The 17415-nt window shown below is 65.0% G+C and carries 12 protein-coding genes; 10 read left to right on the top strand and 2 right to left on the bottom strand.

Going from position 1 to position 17415, the window contains the following annotated elements; all coding sequences use genetic code 11:
* Window positions 1-9 precede the first annotated feature (9 nt).
* Window positions 10-1098, top strand: coding sequence for a 4-hydroxy-3-methylbut-2-enyl diphosphate reductase (locus tag AC1DDO_RS09855; protein ID WP_441407320.1), 1089 nt, complete (start codon window positions 10-12; stop codon window positions 1096-1098).
* A gap of 123 nt (window positions 1099-1221) precedes the next feature.
* Here AC1DDO_RS09855 and AC1DDO_RS09860 read toward each other — a convergent pair whose 3' ends face one another.
* A complete protein-coding gene (locus AC1DDO_RS09860) occupies window positions 1222-2460 on the bottom strand; it encodes a DNA recombination protein RmuC (RefSeq protein ID WP_476866574.1) in 1239 nt (412 codons plus the stop codon).
* A 201-nt stretch (window positions 2461-2661) separates the two neighbouring features.
* Here AC1DDO_RS09860 and ychF point away from each other — a divergent pair, with 201 nt between their 5' ends.
* From ychF to AC1DDO_RS09880, 4 genes are all read left to right on the top strand, one after another.
* Window positions 2662-3747, top strand: a complete 1086-nt coding sequence (ychF, locus tag AC1DDO_RS09865) for a redox-regulated ATPase YchF (protein WP_441407322.1) — start codon at window positions 2662-2664, stop codon at window positions 3745-3747.
* A 338-nt stretch (window positions 3748-4085) separates the two neighbouring features.
* The gene (locus AC1DDO_RS09870) at window positions 4086-5867 is read left to right on the top strand and encodes an ABC transporter family substrate-binding protein (RefSeq protein WP_441407323.1); all 1782 of its coding nucleotides are present in this window, start codon (window positions 4086-4088) and stop codon (window positions 5865-5867) included.
* Window positions 5868-6044: 177 nt separating this feature from the next.
* On the top strand, window positions 6045-7586 hold the full coding sequence (locus AC1DDO_RS09875; protein WP_476971793.1) for an ABC transporter permease: 1542 nt from the start codon (window positions 6045-6047) through the stop codon (window positions 7584-7586).
* 26 nt (window positions 7587-7612) lie between these two features.
* A complete protein-coding gene (locus tag AC1DDO_RS09880; RefSeq protein WP_476971848.1) occupies window positions 7613-8746 on the top strand; it encodes an ABC transporter permease in 1134 nt (377 codons plus the stop codon).
* Between the two features lie 25 nt (window positions 8747-8771).
* On the opposite strand, the gene AC1DDO_RS09885 is transcribed toward AC1DDO_RS09880, so the two are convergent.
* Window positions 8772-9401: a PH domain-containing protein gene (locus tag AC1DDO_RS09885; protein ID WP_476971794.1), complete on the bottom strand. Its 630-nt coding sequence runs from the start codon at window positions 9399-9401 to the stop codon at window positions 8772-8774.
* A gap of 77 nt (window positions 9402-9478) precedes the next feature.
* Between AC1DDO_RS09885 and AC1DDO_RS09890 the strand changes: the two genes are divergently transcribed.
* The 5 genes from AC1DDO_RS09890 to AC1DDO_RS09910 all read left to right on the top strand — a co-directional run bounded on the left by AC1DDO_RS09890 (window position 9479) and on the right by AC1DDO_RS09910 (window position 17230).
* Window positions 9479-11305, top strand: coding sequence for an ABC transporter ATP-binding protein (locus AC1DDO_RS09890; RefSeq protein ID WP_476971795.1), 1827 nt, complete (start codon window positions 9479-9481; stop codon window positions 11303-11305).
* Window positions 11306-11715: 410 nt separating this feature from the next.
* A complete protein-coding gene (locus tag AC1DDO_RS09895) occupies window positions 11716-13356 on the top strand; it encodes a peptide ABC transporter substrate-binding protein (protein ID WP_441407327.1) in 1641 nt (546 codons plus the stop codon).
* A gap of 223 nt (window positions 13357-13579) precedes the next feature.
* The gene (locus tag AC1DDO_RS09900) at window positions 13580-14509 is read left to right on the top strand and encodes an ABC transporter permease (RefSeq protein ID WP_476869489.1); all 930 of its coding nucleotides are present in this window, start codon (window positions 13580-13582) and stop codon (window positions 14507-14509) included.
* A complete protein-coding gene (locus tag AC1DDO_RS09905) occupies window positions 14499-15497 on the top strand; it encodes an ABC transporter permease (RefSeq protein WP_476971796.1) in 999 nt (332 codons plus the stop codon). The genes AC1DDO_RS09900 and AC1DDO_RS09905 overlap by 11 nt, the downstream gene beginning before the upstream one ends.
* 11 nt (window positions 15498-15508) lie before the next feature.
* Window positions 15509-17230, top strand: coding sequence for a dipeptide ABC transporter ATP-binding protein (locus tag AC1DDO_RS09910; RefSeq protein WP_441407330.1), 1722 nt, complete (start codon window positions 15509-15511; stop codon window positions 17228-17230).
* The last annotated feature ends 185 nt before the right edge of the window (window positions 17231-17415 follow it).

Raw genomic sequence — 17415 nt, forward strand, 5'->3', positions numbered from 1 at the left:
CATGGGAGCATGACCACCACCGCTGTTTCCGTTCCGATGCCATCCGTACCGCGCCGACGGCGTTCACCGGAAGACGTCCTGGCGGCGGCCCCCGTCGCCGGACCGAAAAAGGTCCTGCTCGCGGCCCCGCGCGGCTACTGTGCCGGCGTTGACCGTGCAGTCATCGCGGTGGAAAAAGCCCTGGAGCACTACGGCCCGCCGGTCTACGTCCGCAAGCAGATCGTGCACAACGTCCACGTGGTCAGCTCCCTTGAAGAGAAGGGGGCCATCTTCGTCGACGAAACCGACGAGGTCCCCGAGGGCGCCCTCGTGATCTTTTCCGCGCACGGCGTCTCGCCCGCCGTCGTCCAGTCCGCCGAGGACCGCGGCCTGCGCACCATTGACGCGACCTGCCCGCTTGTCACCAAGGTGCACCGCGAAGCCGTACGCTTCGCCAAGGACGACTTCGACATCCTGCTGATCGGCCACGACGGCCATGAGGAAGTCGAAGGCACCGCCGGCGAGGCCCCCGAACACATCCAGATCATCAACGGCCCGCACGAGGTGGACAAGGTCACGGTCCGCGACCCGGAGAAGGTCATCTGGCTCTCGCAGACAACCCTCAGCGTGGACGAAACCATGGAGACCGTCCGGCTCCTCAAGGAGCGGTTCCCCACCCTGCAGGACCCGCCCAGCGACGACATCTGCTACGCCACCACCAACCGCCAGGTGGCCATCAAGAAGATCTCGCCCCAGGCGGACCTCGTGATCGTTGTGGGTTCCGCCAACTCATCGAATTCCGTCCGCCTTGTGGAGGTCGCCTTGGAATACGGCGCGAAGGCCTCCTACCGGGTGGACTTCGCCAACGAGGTCGATGAGGCCTGGTTCGAAGGCGTGGCCACCGTGGGCGTGACCTCCGGGGCCTCCGTCCCCGAAGTGCTTGTCAAGGACGTGCTCCGGCTGCTGGCCGACTATGGCTACGGATCCGTAGAGGAAGTCGTCACCGCCGAGGAAGACCTCCTGTTCTCCCTGCCCAAGGAGCTCCGGGCCACCCTGAAGCAGGCCGGCGACGTCACGCGCGCCCTCGGCGGCCGCGGCACCCGCCCGGAACAGTCCTAGTCAACAGTCGTAGGGGCTGAACCGTCCTCGGCCGGTTCAGCCCGTGCACTGAACAGCCCTGTGCACTGAACAGCCCCGTGCACAGAACAGCCCCGTGCACAGAACCGTCGGACCTGATCAGTCCTAGGCCGCGGACTCTTCGGTCTCGTCACGGGATTGCAGCTCCGGGGCCGCGACCGCCCGCGGCGCCACCTCGACTGCTGGGGGAGTGGCCAGGCCGGCGGCTTCCAGGGCGTTGAGCTTCCTCGCTGTGGGCAGGACCCTGGCCTCCAGGGTCCCGACCATCGAGTTGTACCGCTCCACCGAGGTCTTCAGCGAGGACCCCAGCTTGGTGACGTTCTCGCCGAGGGTACCCATCCGGTCGTAGAGCTGCCGCGCGAGCTCGAAGAGTTCCCGGGCGCTGTCCGTCAGCACGTCCTGGCGCCACGTGAACGCCACCGACTTGAGCACCGCCAGCAAGGTGCCGGGGGAAGCCAGGACCACGCTCTTGGACAGCGCGTAATCCAGCAGTGCCGGGTCCGCCGAGAGGGCGGCCGCCAGGATGGACTCCGCCGGCAGGAAGCAAACCACCAGCTCCGGCGAATTGCCGGGGATGTCCCAGTACTTCTTGCTGCCCAGCGCGTCCACGTGGGCCTTGAGGGCCTTGGCATGGGCGGCCAAGTGCACCTGCTGGCTGCCGGGCAGCTGGGATGACGGCTGGCCTGCCTGCGCTGCGCCAAGGTCCTGGGCAGCCAGATACGAAGCCAGGGGAACCTTCGCGTCGACAACGAGCTGCTTGTCACCGGGCAGCTGGACCACGAGGTCGGGCCGGAGGCTGCCGTCGGGGCCGGCGCCGTGGGCCTGCCCGCTGTGGACCTGTTCGTGGAAATCCACATGCCGCAGCATGCCTGCCGCCTCGACCACCCGGCGCAGCTGGACCTCCCCCCACTGCCCGCGGGCGCTGTTGGAGCGCAGGGCGGACTCCAGCGCATGGGTGGACCGCAGCAGCTGCTCGTCGGACAGCCGGGCCTCCTGCAGCTGCTGGGCGAGCTGTCCGTACTGTTCCAGCCGGTCGCGTTCGAGCAGCGACACCTGTTGCTGCACCGCCGTAAGTTTCTCCGCCACCGGAGCCAGCGCCCGGAGCACACTGCCGTCCTGGTTCCGTGACTCGCCCAGCTCCCTGTTCTGGGCCGCGAGAAGGCGCCTCTCGGCGTCGGCGGCGGCGAATTGGGCGCTGACCTCGGACAGCCGGGCCGAGACGGCGTCGAAGTCGTGTTCCACGGCCACATTTTGCCGGCGGAGCAGGACATAGACGGCCCCGGCGCCGGCAACGGCGCCCGTGAGCAACATGAGCAGGGCGAGAATCAGTGCAAAAGCATCCATGGCTTCACTCTGGCATGCCCCTGTGACAGTTTTGGCTTCGACGCCCGGGAGCGCGCCGAACACGCAAGGGCCGACGCTCCGGCCGCTGCCCTGCTTGCCGGCCGCGCACAGGGCCGCGCACAGGTCTGGGCGCCGGCCTGCGCGCCGGTCCGTGCCGGCCGCCGCAAAGATCTCCCGCGGGTGCGGGTAGAATATATGCTCGTGGCACTTACTATTGGCATCGTCGGACTGCCCAACGTCGGCAAATCAACCCTTTTCAACGCACTGACCCGCAACCAGGTCCTCGCGGCGAACTACCCGTTCGCCACGATCGAGCCCAACATCGGCGTCGTGAACCTGCCGGACGCCCGGCTCGAAAAGCTCGCCGGCATCTTCGGCTCCGCGCGCCTGCTGCCCGCCGCCGTGTCCTTCGTGGACATCGCAGGCATCGTCAAGGGCGCCTCCGAGGGCGAAGGCCTGGGCAACCAGTTCCTCGCCAACATCCGCGAGGCCGAGGCCATCGCCCAGGTTGTGCGCGTGTTCGATGACCCGGACGTCATCCACGTCGACGGCAAGGTCGATCCCAGCTCCGACATGGAGACAATCAACACCGAACTGATCCTGGCCGATCTGCAGACGATCGAAAAAGCCATCCCCAGGATCGAAAAAGAAGTAAAGATCAAGAAGCGGGAGGCGGCCGAGCTGGCAGCCATACTGGCGGCGCAGGCCGTGCTGGAACGCGGCGACACCATTTTCTCCTCCATCAAGAGCGACAAGCTGGAGATGGAGCACCTCAAGGAACTCGGCCTGCTGACGGCCAAGCCCTTCATCTACGTCTTCAACGCCGACGAGGGAATCCTCGGCAACCCGGAGAAGCAGGCTGAACTGCGTGCCCTCGTGGCCCCGGCTGACGCCATCTTCCTGGACGCCAAGCTCGAGTCCGACCTGGTCGAGCTCGACGAGGCGGAAGCCCGCGAAATGCTGGAAATGAACGGCCAGGATGAATCCGGGCTGGACCAGCTGGCCCGCGTCGGCTTCCACACCTTGGGACTGCAGACCTACCTCACGGCCGGCCCCAAGGAAACCCGTGCATGGACCATCCGCCAGGGCGACACCGCCCCGCAGGCGGCCGGCGTGATCCACTCCGATTTCCAGCGCGGTTTCATCAAGGCCGAGGTCGTCTCGTTCGACGACCTCATCGAGGCCGGCTCCATGGCTGAGGCGAAAGCCCGCGGCAAGGTCAGGATCGAAGGCAAGGAATACATCATGGCCGACGGCGACGTGGTCGAATTCCGCTTCAACGTCTAACAGCTCACCGCCCGGCGGAGCGGTAATTCAGCCAAGTAATTAAGGATTAACTGGAGGCCCCGATTTTCGGATCGGGGCCTTTTCCTGTGTCCGGCTCTTTTATCCTTTTGTTACGCCGCCGTCAACGCTTTTGTGGAAAGCTGGCCTTGCGGAACTTGCCCAATGTTGCAGCTCGGTAACGAACTTTACAGTGAGTCAACTTTGGTGGCTCCGAGTGGCATTTGGGGATTACGCTTCATGCCATGTGAGACGGGCCACACTGCCGCTGGGGGAGTGTGGACGTCTGTCTGGTGCCTTTGGCGCCGGTCTCACCCACACCACAGAAACAAGGAGGCGGAATGCGCTTGGGTCGTATTTCCAAAGCAGTGGGCGTGGCGGCAGCAGCTGCCATCGCCCTCAGCGCCTGCGCAGGCAACAGCGGCGGGACAACCCCGACCACTGCGGCCGCAGCAAGCAAGCAAGGCGGATCGGCAACCGTAGTAGAGGTCAACGCGTTCAACACGTTCAACCCGAACACGGCTGACGGAAACACTGACATCAACTCGAAGATCAGTTACGCCACCCACTCGGGCTTCTTCTACATCGACAACAAGCTCAACGTTGTCCGCAACGAGAAGTTCGGCAAGATGGAAAAGGTCTCTGACGATCCGCTGACGGTCAAATACACCATCAACGACGGCGTGAAGTGGTCAGATGGAACGCCCGTCACCGCAGCCGACCTTGTGCTGCAGTGGGCCGCTTTCTCCGGCTACTACAACGACGCCGATGCGGCCGCGAAGACCGGAACGTCCTACTTCTCATACGCCGGTGACCCCACCGGCATTGGCCTCACCGACTTCCCGGAACTCGGCGACGATGGCCGCAGCATGACGCTGAAGTACTCCAAGCCGTTCGCGGACTGGGAAATCGCCATCGGCGGCCCCGGCATCGACATCCCGGCCCACGTCCTCGCCAAGAAGGCCGGCCTGGCCGACACCAAGGCGTTCATCGACCTGCTCAAGGGCATGCCGCGCGGCGACTCCAAGGCCCCGAAGCCGGCCAACGCGCAGCTGAAGGCCATGGCGGACATGTGGAACACCGGCTTTGACACCAAGACCCTGCCGGCCGACCCGAGCCTCTACCTCTCCAACGGCCCGTTCATCGTCAAGAGCGTCAACCAGGACCAGTCCCTGACCATGGTAAAGAACAAGGACTACAACTGGGGCCCGGAAGCCAACCTGGACGAAATCACCGTCCGCTACATCGGTGAGGCCCCGGCCCAGGTCCAGGCACTGAAGAACGGCGAAGCCGACATCATCGCCCCGCAGGCATCCGCCGACACCGTGGAGCAGCTCAAGGCCCTCGAAAGCCAGGGCGTGACGGTCGACGTCGGAAACCAGCTTGCCTACGACCACATCGACCTGAACTACTCGGGCCCGTTTGCCGACAAGAACGTCCGCGAGGCGTTCATGAAGGCCGTCCCGCGTGCGGACATCGTCGACAAGATCGTCAAGAAGCTTGATCCGAAGGCTGCACCGCTTGACTCCCAGCTGTTCGTGCCGGACCAGGCGCCGTACGCCGACTCCGTCAAGAACAACGGTTCCTCCGCCTACCAGGGCGTGGACATCGACGGCGCCAAGAAGCTCCTCAACGGTGCCACCCCCGAAGTTCGCATCATGTACAACAAGGACAACCCCAACCGTGTTGACGCCTACTCCCTGATCAGCGAGTCCGCCACCAAGGCCGGCTTCAAGATCGTCGACGGCGGCCTCGGCAAGTCTGACTGGGGCAAGGCCCTCGGAAACGGCAGCTACGACGCCACCATCTTCGGCTGGAGCAACTCCGGCGTCGGTGTCTCCGGCGTTCCGCAGATCTTCAAGTCCGGCAACGACTCCAACTTCAACCAGTTCAGCGATCCCGAAGCCGACAAGCTGATGGACGAACTGATTGTCACCACCGACAAGAGCAAGCAGGACGGCCTCGTTGCGCAGATCGACAAGAAGATCTGGGATTCTGCCTACGGCCTTCCGCTGTTCCAGTCGGTTGGCGTGGACGCGTACAGCGACCGCGTCACCGGTGTGAAGTACATGCCGAACCAGACCGGCGTTTGGTGGAACTTCTGGGAATGGGCACAGAAGTAGCCCGCGACCCTAAGTAACACTGCTGGAAAGGCGTCGGGACCACTGTTCTTCGGTCCCGACGCCTTTCTGGCGATATCCTGGCGATGCCGTGGTCCCGCCGCCACATCGGCGGGAACCGGCCAAACTCCGCGACCGGTCCGGGCAATCCCCGGGCCCGAATTCCGAGGTTCTATTCCAATGGTGACCTACATCTTCCGGCGGCTTGTGACTGCCGCCCTCATTCTTCTCGGTGCGTCCTACTTCGTGTATCTCCTGACAGCGGCGTCCGGCGATCCCCTGGAGGAATTCCGCGCCAACAACTCGCCGCAGAAGCAGCAGCTCATCGATTCGAGGACCGAGCTCCTGCAGCTGGACACCCCCGCCCCGCTGCGGTATTTCAAATGGTTCGGCGGCGCGGTCCAGTGCCTCATCCCGTTCGCCAACTCCTGTGACCTCGGGAAAAACATCGCCGGCCAGCCCGTCACCGAGGCCCTCGGCTTCGCGCTCGTCCAGACCCTGACCCTGGTCACCGCGGCCACCGTGCTCGCCATCCTTGTCGGCATCACCCTGGGCATCGTCACCGCCCTGCGGCAGTACAGCACCCTGGACTACGGTGTCACGTTCATGGCCTTCCTGTTCTTCTCCCTGCCGATCTTCTGGGTCGCCGTCCTGCTCAAGGAATTCGGCGCCATCGGCTTCAACAACTTCCTGCGAAACCCCGACGTGCCGCTGACGACGGCGCTCGGCATCGCCGTCGTCGTCGGCGCGGTGACAGCCGTGGCGGTGGGTGGAGCGATGCGCCGCCGGCTCCTGGCCGGCGGGGTCGCCTTCGCCTTCGTCACCGCGGTGCTCATCTACTTCTCCGCCACCGAGTGGTTCAAGACGCCGGGGCTGGGCCCTGTGGTCATCGCCATCGCCGGCGCCGGCATCGCCTTCGCCGTGACACTGCTCTCCGCCGGACTGAAAAACCGCAAGGCCCTGCACTCGGCCCTCATCGCCGTCGGCGTCGGCGTCGTTCTGTACTTCGTCCTCCAGCCGCTGCTTAACGAGGCCACGTTCATCATGATCGTGCTGCTGGCGGTCGCCTTTGTCCTGATCGGCGTGGGCATCGGCTACCTGGTGGGCGGTTATGACCGCGGGCAGTCCATGCGGGCGGCAGCCATCACCTCGTTCCTGGTCGGGTTCCTGATTCTGCTGGACCGGTACATGCAGGCCTGGCCGACCTACTTCAACAACAGCCGTGTGCGGGGCCGCCCCATCGCCACCATCGGTGCCACTACACCGAACATTGAGGGTGACTTCTGGGTTCTGAGCCTCGACTCCTTTACCCACCTGATCCTGCCCACCGTGGCCCTGATCCTCATTTCGCTGGCCAGCTACACTCGGTTCACCCGCTCCTCGATGCTGGAAATCATGAACATGGACTACATCCGCACGGCCCGGGCCAAGGGCCTGAGCGAGCGGACCGTCGTCATGCGCCACGCCTTCCGCAACGCCCTGATCCCGATCGCCACGATCGTCGCCTTCGACATCGGAGCACTGATCGGCGGTGCCGTCATCACCGAAACCGTCTTCTCGGTCCGCGGCATGGGCTTCCTGTTCCTGGACGGGATCGCGCACGTCGATCCCAACCCGGTCATGGGCGTCTTCATCTGCGTCGCCATCACGGCCATGGTTTTCAACCTCATCGCGGACCTGGCCTACTCCGCACTGGATCCGCGCGTAAGGGTAAAATCATGAGCCAGCCAAGCCAGCAGGAAGTCATCATGGCCGAAGATGCAGCCTCGCGGACATCGCCCGCGGCCGGCATTGAGCCGGTCCTCGAGGCCAAGGGCCTCAGCCAGGGCCAGATCGTCCGAAAGCGGTTCCTCGGACACTCCGGCGCCATCATCGGCCTCGTGGTGTTCTCCTTCATTTTCATCCTGGCCTTCACCTCCGTGGGCTTCATGGGCATCCCAGGCTGGTGGAAGTACACCCACGAGCAGGTCTCACCCCTGGTCAACGACGGCGCACCCACCTCCTCATTGTGGCCGTTGGCCTGGGGCGAACATCCGTTCGGCCAGGACCGGATCGGCCGTGACCTGTTCGCCATGACCATGCGCGGCGCGCAGCAGTCCATCACCATCATGCTCGTGATCGGCCTCCTCGCCGGCCTGATCGGCGTGGTAGTCGGGGCCATCTCCGGCTACTTCCGGGGCTGGGCCGAAGCCATCCTGATGCGCCTGACCGACGTCATCATCATCATTCCCGCACTGTTGCTGGCCGCCGTCATGGCGCAGCTCGCGGGCCGCCGGGACCAGGGAAGCTGGTTCGCCTCCTTTGCCAGCACCAACGGCGTCCTGGCCCTCGGTATCTTCCTGGGCTTGATCAGCTGGGTTGCCCTCGCCCGCCTGATGCGCGGCGAATTCCTTTCACTGCGCGAACGCGAGTTCGTGGATGCGGCCCGGATTTCGGGCGCCAGCAACGCCAGGATCATCTTCAAGCACATCCTGCCCAACGCCGTCGGAGTGCTGATCGTGAACGTGACCCTGACGATGTCCGCCGCGATCCTCACCGAAACGGCGCTGAGCTACCTCGGCGTCGGCGTCCATGCCCCGGACACCTCACTGGGCCTGCTCATCTCCCAGAACCAGCAGGCCTTCTCTACCCGGCCCTGGCTCTTCTGGTACCCGGGCCTGTTCATCGTGCTCATCTGCCTCAGCATCAACTTCATCGGCGACGGCCTGCGGGACGCCTTTGACCCGCGGCAGAAGAAGTTCAACGCCAAAAAGGCCAAGGCCGTGGCAGCCCCCGCGGTGCAGGCAGGCGCCCTCACGGACCTCGACGGAACTGAAGCCGAGGAAAGCAGGTCCGAGGGATTCCGGCCCGGGCCTCCGGCTGATGGATCAAAGGGCCTCTAAGATGCAGGCCCCGTGCAGGACCACGCTACCTGGCGGTCACCGCCAGGTAGCTGGCCGCGAGGAGCAGTACGACGGCGCCGATCGCCACCCAGCGGACCGTGACTGTCACGGCGGCGCTGGCGGCGTCGCCGTCGTCGAGCTTCCCGCCCTCCACCAGATCATGCCATCGGGCCCGCACCAGCATGGCGGCCTGGCCGGAGTCCGTGGTCTTCAGGTCGCCGGGACGGACCGACTTGCCGGGACCGTACGTGGTGGCCGGCAGGCCGCGGAGATCTTCCGGGCGGGCGTGGCGCCCGCCCCAGATGCCCGGGGCGGGTGCTGCCCAGGACGTGTAGCTCTTCCCGGCCGTGACCAGGGTCAGCGCGAAGCGCGTATCGACGTGCACCAGCGCGGCCCACGGGACCTCGATCGAGCGGAACGGATTTTCCAGGGTGACCCCGGCGTCGTGGACCACCACGGACGGCATCCAGAACAGCAGCCAGCCCATGAAGGCAACAAAGGCCAGCGGGGCGATGCCCGCCAGCGCCCCCGGACCTGCCATGACGACCGTTGCCACGACGCCGAACCCGGCCACCGCCCAGGACAGCCACGCGAACCATTTGTTCGTGCGTGCTTTGAAGACTTCAACATTTCCGGCATGCGGCGCAGAGCTCATGCCCCCAATAATTCAGTATTCCGAGCCGCAGCACTAATCCCCGGTGCACCGGCGGCCCGGCGGAAGGATAGCCCATCATGACTGACTTCATCACCCTCGATCCGCCGGCAGCACCCGCGCCCGGCAAAGGCGACGCCGTCCTGGAGGTCCGGGACCTCAGCGTGGATTTCGGCGTGGACAAAAAATGGGTTCCGGCCGCGATCGGACTCAACTACGAGGTCCGGGCCGGTGAAGTCCTCGCCATCGTGGGGGAGTCCGGGTCCGGAAAAAGCGCCAGTTCCATGGCGCTGCTGGGCCTGCTGCCCAGTAACAGCCGTGTGACGGGAAGTGTCAAGCTCGCCGGCCGGGAACTTTTGGGGAGCAACGCGGCCAATATCCGTGCCGTGCGCGGCAAGGACGTTGCAGTGATCTTCCAGGAGCCGATGACGGCCCTGAACCCGGTCTACACCGTCGGGGCCCAGATCGTGGAAACTGTGCGCCTGCACAACGAGGTTTCGCCGGACGAAGCCCGACTCCGTGCCCTGCGCATGCTCGAACTTGTGGAACTGCCCGATCCGGAAAAGGCCTTCCGGTCCTACCCGCACCAGCTTTCCGGCGGCCAGCGCCAGCGCGCCATGATCGCCCAGTCGCTCTCCTGTGACCCCAAGCTGCTCATTGCCGATGAGCCCACCACGGCCCTGGACGTGACTGTCCAGGCCGAGATCCTTGACCTCATGCGCAACCTGCGGAACAAACTGGACAGCGCCATTGTGCTCATCACCCACGACATGGGGGTGGTGGCGGACCTCGCCGACCGGATCGCCGTCATGCGCAAGGGCCTCATCGTGGAAACAGGGACGGCAGCGCAGATCTTCCACAACCCGCAGCACGAATACACCCAGGCCTTGCTGGCCGCGGTCCCTCACCTGGGCCAGGGCGGCTCGGATTCCGTGGCGGACGTGGACGTCACAGCCGCCCTCGCCGCCGCGACCCACGCCGAGATCCTCTCCATCCCGGAAGACGAGCTGATCCGGCGGGAGCGGGCGAACGCCGCCGCACTGGCCTTGGCCGAGGCGGCCAAGCCGAAGGGCGAACCGGTCCTGGAGCTCACCGACGTCGCCATCGAGTACCCGAAGCAGGGCCGGGTGCCGGCCTTCCGTGCCGTGGAAGGTGCCAACCTGGTCATCTACCCCGGACAGGTGGTAGGCCTTGTCGGCGAGTCGGGTTCGGGCAAGACCACGATCGGCCGGGCCGCCGTCGGCCTGCTCCCGGTGGCAGCAGGCACCATGAAGGTCGTGGGGCAGGACATTTCCGCCGCCAAGAAGAACGGCCGCCAGCTCCAGGAAATGCGCCGGCACGTCGGCATGGTGTTCCAGGACCCGTCGTCCTCCCTGAACCCGAGGCTGCCCATCGGGGAAAGCATCGGGGAGCCGATGTTCCTGTCCGGAGTCGCGAAGGGCGCGGAACTGCAGCACCGGATCGAGGCACTCCTGGACCAGGTGGAGCTCCCGCGGGACTACCGCAACCGCTACCCGCACGAGCTCTCCGGCGGGCAGAAGCAGCGCGTGGGGATCGCACGCGCCCTCTCGCTCAAGCCGAAGCTGATGGTCGCCGACGAACCCACCTCTGCCCTGGATGTCTCGGTTCAGGCCAGGGTGCTCGATCTCTTCCAGAACCTGCAGAAGGAACTGGGGTTCGCCTGCCTGTTCGTCACCCACGACCTCGCGGTGGTGGACGTGCTCGCGGACAGGATCTGCGTCATGCAGCGCGGCAGGATCGTGGAACAGGGGACCCGGGACCAGATCCTCCGCAACCCGCAGGAGCCCTACACCCAGCGGCTCCTGGCGGCAGTTCCGCTGCCGGACCCGGACAAGCAGCGGGAGCGCCGCGAACTGCGCGCACAACTGCTTTCCGGCGCCAGCTGACGGAGCCTGCGGCGGGTTTGCTGACGGGGCTTGCTGACCGGGAGCCCACTGAGAGGGTTTAAAGCGGGTCCTTCGGGGGTCCTGCGGAGGTACTGCCGGCGGGCTCCGCCGGCGGTCCCCCGCAGGGCCCCCGGCCCATTCCGGGCACAAATTCCAGTTAATTGAGGGTAACCGGGATCACACGCGGGCGTATACTACCAGCCGGTAGCGTGTGACTTGAAATACGTCGCGCTTGACGTTAACCGTCATGAAATTGTCGAGTCACGGTTTGGCAACGGAGTTCCAACATTTGGACAGTTAAGGGCTAGGCTACTTCCATATGAAGCACGTCACAGGGGATACCCCTGTGCCTGCTTACGGGGAAGCATAAGTTTTTCCCTCACGAACTCCCACAACTCATAGGAGGCGGAATGCGTTTTTCGCGCACTTCCAAAGCACTGGGCATGGTGGCTATCGCCGCCCTCGCCCTGACCGGATGCGGTGCCAGCGGCTCCGCAACCGGTAGCGGCAGTACCGGCGGAGACACCACCAAAGTGATCCTCGCCGATGGCTCCGAACCCCAGCGTCCCCTCATGCCGGCCGACACCAACGAGGTCGGTGGCGGCAAGGTCATCGACATGATCTTCGCGGGCCTGGTCAGCTACGACCCCAGCGGCAAGCCGGTCAACGAACTCGCCGAGTCCATCGAGGGCAAGGACGGCCAGCACTTCACCATCAAGGTCAAGAAGGACCAGAAGTTCACGAACGGCGAGGCCATCACGGCCAAGACCTTCGTCGATTCCTGGAACTTCGGTGCAGCAGCCAAGAACGCTCAGCTCAGCGGAGGCTTCTTCGAAAGCATCAAGGGCTACGACGAAGCCAGCGCAGAAGGCTCCACCGTCGACACCATGTCCGGCCTGAAGGTCGTTGACGACCAGACGTTCACCGTCGAACTGAAGCAGCCGGAATCTGACTGGCCGCTTCGCCTGGGATACACCGCGTTTGTTCCGGTTCCCTCCGGCGCGCTGAAGGACCCGAAGGGCTTCGGCGAGAAGCCGGTCGGCAACGGCCCGTACAAGCTTGCGGACGGCGGCTGGCAGCACAACGTGCAGATCCAGCTCGTTCCGAACCCGGACTACAACGGCCCGCGCAAGGCCAAGAACGCCGGCGTGACCTTCAAGATCTACCAGAACGACGACTCGGCGTACCAGGACCTGATGTCCAACAACCTGGACATCCTGCAGACGATTCCGACCAGCGCTCTGAAGAACTTCAAGTCTGACCTCGGCGACCGCACCATCAACAAGCCGTACGCAGGCAACCAGACCATCGCCATCCCGGAATACCTGCCGGAGTGGAGCGGCGAGGCCGGCAAGCTCCGTCGCCAGGCCATCTCCATGGCCATCAACCGCGATGAGATCACCAAGGTGATCTTCAACGGTGCACGCCAGCCTGCCAAGGACTTCACGGCTCCCGTGCTTGACGGCTACAGCGACGCGGTCGCCGGTGCCGATAACCTCAAGTTTGACGCCACCAAGGCCAAGGAAGCCTGGACCAAGGCCGACGCGATCCAGAAGTGGGACGCCAACGAGACCTTCACCATCGCCTACAACGCCGACAAGGGCGGACACAAGGCCTGGGTTGAAGCAGTGGTCAACCAGCTCAAGAACACGCTCGGCATCAAGGTTGAAGGCAAGCCGTACGCCACCTTCAAGGAAGCCCGCAACGACGCTACCGCCAAGACCCTCACCGGCTCCATCCGCGCCGGCTGGCAGGCAGACTACCCGTCGCTGTACAACTTCCTCGGCCCGATCTACAAGACCGGTGCCGGCTCCAACGACGCTAACTACGCCAACCCGACGTTCGACAAGGCCATCTCCGACGGCCTGAACGCCTCCTCGGTCAGCGACGGCAACAAGGCCATGAACAAGGCCCAGGAGATCCTTCTCCAGGACCTGCCGGCCATCCCCCTGTGGTACCAGGTTGCCCAGGGCGGCTGGAGCGACAAGGTCACCAACGTTGACTACGGCTGGGACGGCGTCCCGCTGTACTACAACGTCACCGGTAAGTAACAACTAAGCGACGGCGGGGGCCGCCCTTACTGGGGCCTCCGCCGTCGTCGTGTTTTCCCTTCAATTTATTTTCTTTATGCCCGGCACTTCGGGCGAACTTTTCGCAGCCCTGCCGCCGTGAGTGAACCGGCGCCGGCCTGCATCCATAGTGAAAAGGTTCTTTGATGAACAACTCCGCCGCATCCCTGGACAGGATGCCTGCCAACGAGGGTGTGACTCGCTGATGTCGACATACATCCTCAAGCGTTTCCTGCAATTGATTCCCGTCTTCCTGGGCGCAACACTGCTGGTCTACTTCCTGGTCTTCAGCCTGCCCGGAGACCCCATCGTGGCACTGTTCGGCGACAAGCCGGTGAACGAGGCCGTGGCAGCCAAGCTGCGTATGCAGTACCACCTGGACCAGCCGTTCTGGATGCAATACCTGCTCTACCTCAAGAGCATCTTCACGTTCGACCTCGGCCAGGACTTCTCCGGACGCCCCATCGCGGCCGTGCTTGGCGAGGTCTTCCCCGTCACGGCGCGTCTGGCCATCATGGCCCTGATCTTCGAGGCATTTTTTGGCATCATCTTTGGCCTGATCGCAGGCCTGCGCAAGGGCAAGCTCTTTGACGCCACGGTACTGGTCGCTTCCCTGATCGTGATCGGTATCCCGATCTTCGTTCTGGGCTTCCTGCTGCAGTTCACCATCGGCGTCCAGCTCGGCTGGGCCAAACCGACCGTCAGTTCCGCCGCGACCGTCCCGGACCTCATCCTGCCGGCGATCGTGCTCGGCCTGGGATCCTTCGCCTATGTCCTGCGCCTGACCCGCACGTCCGTCATCGAAAACATGAACGCCGACTACGTGCGCACCGCCACCGCCAAGGGCCTCTCCCGGTTCCAGGTGGTCCGCACCCACATCCTGCGCAACTCCCTGATTCCCGTCATCACCTTCCTTGGTGCCGACCTCGGCGCCCTGATGGGCGGCGCAATCGTCACGGAAGGCATCTTCAACGTCCCGGGCGTCGGCAACCGGCTCTACCGGGCCGTGCTGTCCGGTGAAGGGCCCACGGTGGTCTCGATCGTCACCGTCCTGGTGCTGATCTACTGCCTGTCCAACCTGCTCGTTGACCTGCTTTACGGCTGGCTTGACCCGAGGATCCGTTATGACTCCTGATAACACCACCACTACCGCACGCCACGCCGCCGGCACCCGTCCGGTCCGCCGGTCCGAGCACTTCGTGGCCGATGTTTCCGAGACCCCGCTCCAGGTAACGGACCGGGTCAAGGACGAAGCCGCACCGCTGAGCCTTTGGGGCGAGGCCTGGAAGAACCTGCGCAAGCAGCCGCTCTTCCTCATCTCCGCATTCCTGATCCTGGTGGTCGTGGCCGTCTCCCTCTTCCCGGGCCTCTTCTCCCCGATTGACCCGTCCTCGGAGGCATGCCAGCTGGCCAACTCCGACGCCGGCCCCGCCGCAGGCCACCCGCTGGGCTTTACCCAGCTCGGCTGCGACGTCTACGCCCGCGTCATCTTCGGTACGCGGTCCTCGGTGACCGTGGGCCTCTTCACCACCATCGGGGTGCTGCTGATTGGCGGGATCCTGGGCGCGGTGGCCGGTTACTACGGCGGCTGGATCGACTCCATCCTTGCCCGCATCAATGACATCTTCTTCGCCCTGCCCCTGATCCTGGGCGCGATCGTGCTCATGCAGCTGCCGATGTTCCGTACCAACCGTACGGTCTGGACGCTGGTGGTCATCCTGGTTGCCTTCGGCTGGCCACAGATCGCACGCATCACCCGCGGCGCCGTCATCGAGGTCCGCAATGCCGACTTCGTCACGGCCGCCCGGTCCCTGGGCGTCTCGAAGTTCGGTGCCCTCATGCGCCACGTCCTGCCGAACTCGCTGGCCCCGATCATCGTCGTGGCCACCATCTCCCTGGGCACGTTCATCGTGGCCGAATCCACGCTGTCCTTCCTCGGCATCGGGCTGCCGCCCAGCGTCATGTCCTGGGGCAACGACATCCAGGCGGCGCAGGCCTCGCTCCGGTCCAACCCGATGCCGCTGCTCTACCCGGCCATCGCCCTGTCCATCACCGTCCTGAGCTTCATCATGCTGGGCGACGCCCTGCGTGATGCCCTCGATCCCAAAGCGCGCAAGCGATGAAAGGGGACACCATGAGCGCCTCTGTTGGATTCCAGGAGGCGGAGTACGCCACCGAGCGTCCGCTGCTGGAAATCAAGGACCTCGCCATCGGTTTCACCACCAGCAACGGCCCGGTCAACGCCGTCCGCAACGCCCACCTCACCATCATGCCGGGCGAAACCGTCGCGATTGTGGGCGAGTCGGGCTCCGGCAAGTCCACCACCGCGCTGGCGGCCATCGGCCTGCTGCCGGGCAACGGCCGCGTCACCGCGGGCCAGATCTTCTTCGACGGCGAGGACATCTCCAACGCCAGCGAAAAGCGGATGATCGAACTGCGCGGCAACAGCATCGGCATGGTCCCGCAGGACCCGATGTCCAACCTCAACCCGGTGTGGAAGATCGGCGACCAGGTCCGCGAGACGCTGAAGGCCAACGGCCTGCCCAGCGGCCCCGACGACGTCGCAAAGGTCCTGTCGCAGGCCGGGCTGCCGGACGCCGCCAGCCGGGCCAAGCAGTACCCGCACGAGTTCTCCGGCGGCATGCGCCAGCGCGCGCTGATCGCGATCGGGCTCTCCTGCCAGCCGCGCCTGCTCATCGCGGACGAGCCGACGTCGGCTCTCGATGTCACCGTGCAGCGCCAGATCCTCGATCACCTGGACAAGATGACCACGGAACTGGGCACCGCAGTGCTGCTGATCACCCACGACCTCGGCCTCGCCGCCGAGCGCGCCGACCAGGTAGTGGTCATGTACCGCGGCCAGGTTGTCGAGTCCGGGCCCTCGCTGGAGCTGCTGCAGAACCCGCAGCACCCCTACACCCAGCGGCTGGTCGCCTCGGCGCCGTCGCTGGCGTCCCGGCGCATCCAGGCCGCCAAGGAACTGGGCGTGGAAACCGACGACATGCTCGCCCCGACCGAGACCGGTGTGGTTGAACCGTCCAAGACCGATGACGTCCTGCAGATCCAGAACCTGCGAAAGGTCTTCAAGCTGCGCTCGGGCCTGGGCAAGTCCTTGGACTTCACCGCCGTCGACGACGTCTCCTTCAATGTCAAGCGGGGAACCACGACGGCGATCGTGGGGGAGTCGGGCTCCGGCAAGTCCACCGTGGCCCAGATGGTCCTGAACCTCCTGACGCCGACCTCCGGCAAGATCATCTTCGACGGCGTGGACACCTCCACGCTGAACAGCAAGGAGATCTTCGCCTTCAGGCGCCGCGTGCAGCCGATCTTCCAGGACCCGTACGGTTCCCTGGACCCGATGTACAACATCTTCAGGACCATCGAGGAGCCGCTGCGGACCCACAAGATCGGGGACAAGGCCAGCCGCGAGAAGAAGGTCCGGGAACTGCTGGACCAGGTGGCGCTGCCGCAGTCCACCATGCAGCGGTACCCGAATGAGCTCTCCGGCGGCCAGCGCCAGCGTGTCGCGATCGCCCGCGCCCTGGCCCTGGACCCCGAAGTGATCATCTGCGACGAGGCCGTGTCGGCACTGGATGTGCTGGTGCAGGCCCAGGTGCTGAACCTGCTCGCCGAACTGCAGTCCCGGCTCGGCCTGACCTACCTGTTCATCACGCACGACCTCGCAGTGGTCCGGCAGATCGCCGACCACGTGTGCGTTATGGAGAAGGGCAAGCTGGTGGAGACGGGTTCAACGGACGACGTCTTCGAGTCGCCGCAGCGCGAGTACACGAAGGCGCTGCTCAACGCCATCCCCGGCGCGGGACTCATGCTTCCGCCGGAAGTGGAAGTGGCCTGAGCGCCTGCTTTTCGTAGGGCTTGACCAAGTCTGTCGTTAGCAGCAAGGAGCCGGTGTCCGACCCGTTGGGGGCGGACACCGGCTCCTTTGCTGTGCGGGGCGCTGCGTTGACTCTTGCTGTGCGGGCCACGATCCCAGGGCTTGGCTGCCTGGCGTCTGTGCCGGTGCTGTCCGACGTCGGCGGT

Source organism: Arthrobacter sp. 10N43 (assembly GCF_056394525.1).

Bases quoted from the DNA above. Each gene is read 5' to 3' on its own strand.
- AC1DDO_RS09855 (WP_441407320.1), top strand. From the start codon at position 10: ATGACCACCACCGCTGTTTCCGTTCCGATGCCATCCGTACCGCGCCGA.
- AC1DDO_RS09860 (WP_476866574.1), bottom strand. From the start codon at position 2,460: ATGGATGCTTTTGCACTGATTCTCGCCCTGCTCATGTTGCTCACGGGC.
- AC1DDO_RS09870 (WP_441407323.1), top strand. From the start codon at position 4,086: ATGCGCTTGGGTCGTATTTCCAAAGCAGTGGGCGTGGCGGCAGCAGCT.
- AC1DDO_RS09875 (WP_476971793.1), top strand. From the start codon at position 6,045: ATGGTGACCTACATCTTCCGGCGGCTTGTGACTGCCGCCCTCATTCTT.
- AC1DDO_RS09880 (WP_476971848.1), top strand. From the start codon at position 7,613: ATGGCCGAAGATGCAGCCTCGCGGACATCGCCCGCGGCCGGCATTGAG.
- AC1DDO_RS09885 (WP_476971794.1), bottom strand. From the start codon at position 9,401: ATGAGCTCTGCGCCGCATGCCGGAAATGTTGAAGTCTTCAAAGCACGC.
- AC1DDO_RS09890 (WP_476971795.1), top strand. From the start codon at position 9,479: ATGACTGACTTCATCACCCTCGATCCGCCGGCAGCACCCGCGCCCGGC.
- AC1DDO_RS09895 (WP_441407327.1), top strand. From the start codon at position 11,716: ATGCGTTTTTCGCGCACTTCCAAAGCACTGGGCATGGTGGCTATCGCC.
- AC1DDO_RS09900 (WP_476869489.1), top strand. From the start codon at position 13,580: ATGTCGACATACATCCTCAAGCGTTTCCTGCAATTGATTCCCGTCTTC.
- AC1DDO_RS09905 (WP_476971796.1), top strand. From the start codon at position 14,499: ATGACTCCTGATAACACCACCACTACCGCACGCCACGCCGCCGGCACC.
- AC1DDO_RS09910 (WP_441407330.1), top strand. From the start codon at position 15,509: ATGAGCGCCTCTGTTGGATTCCAGGAGGCGGAGTACGCCACCGAGCGT.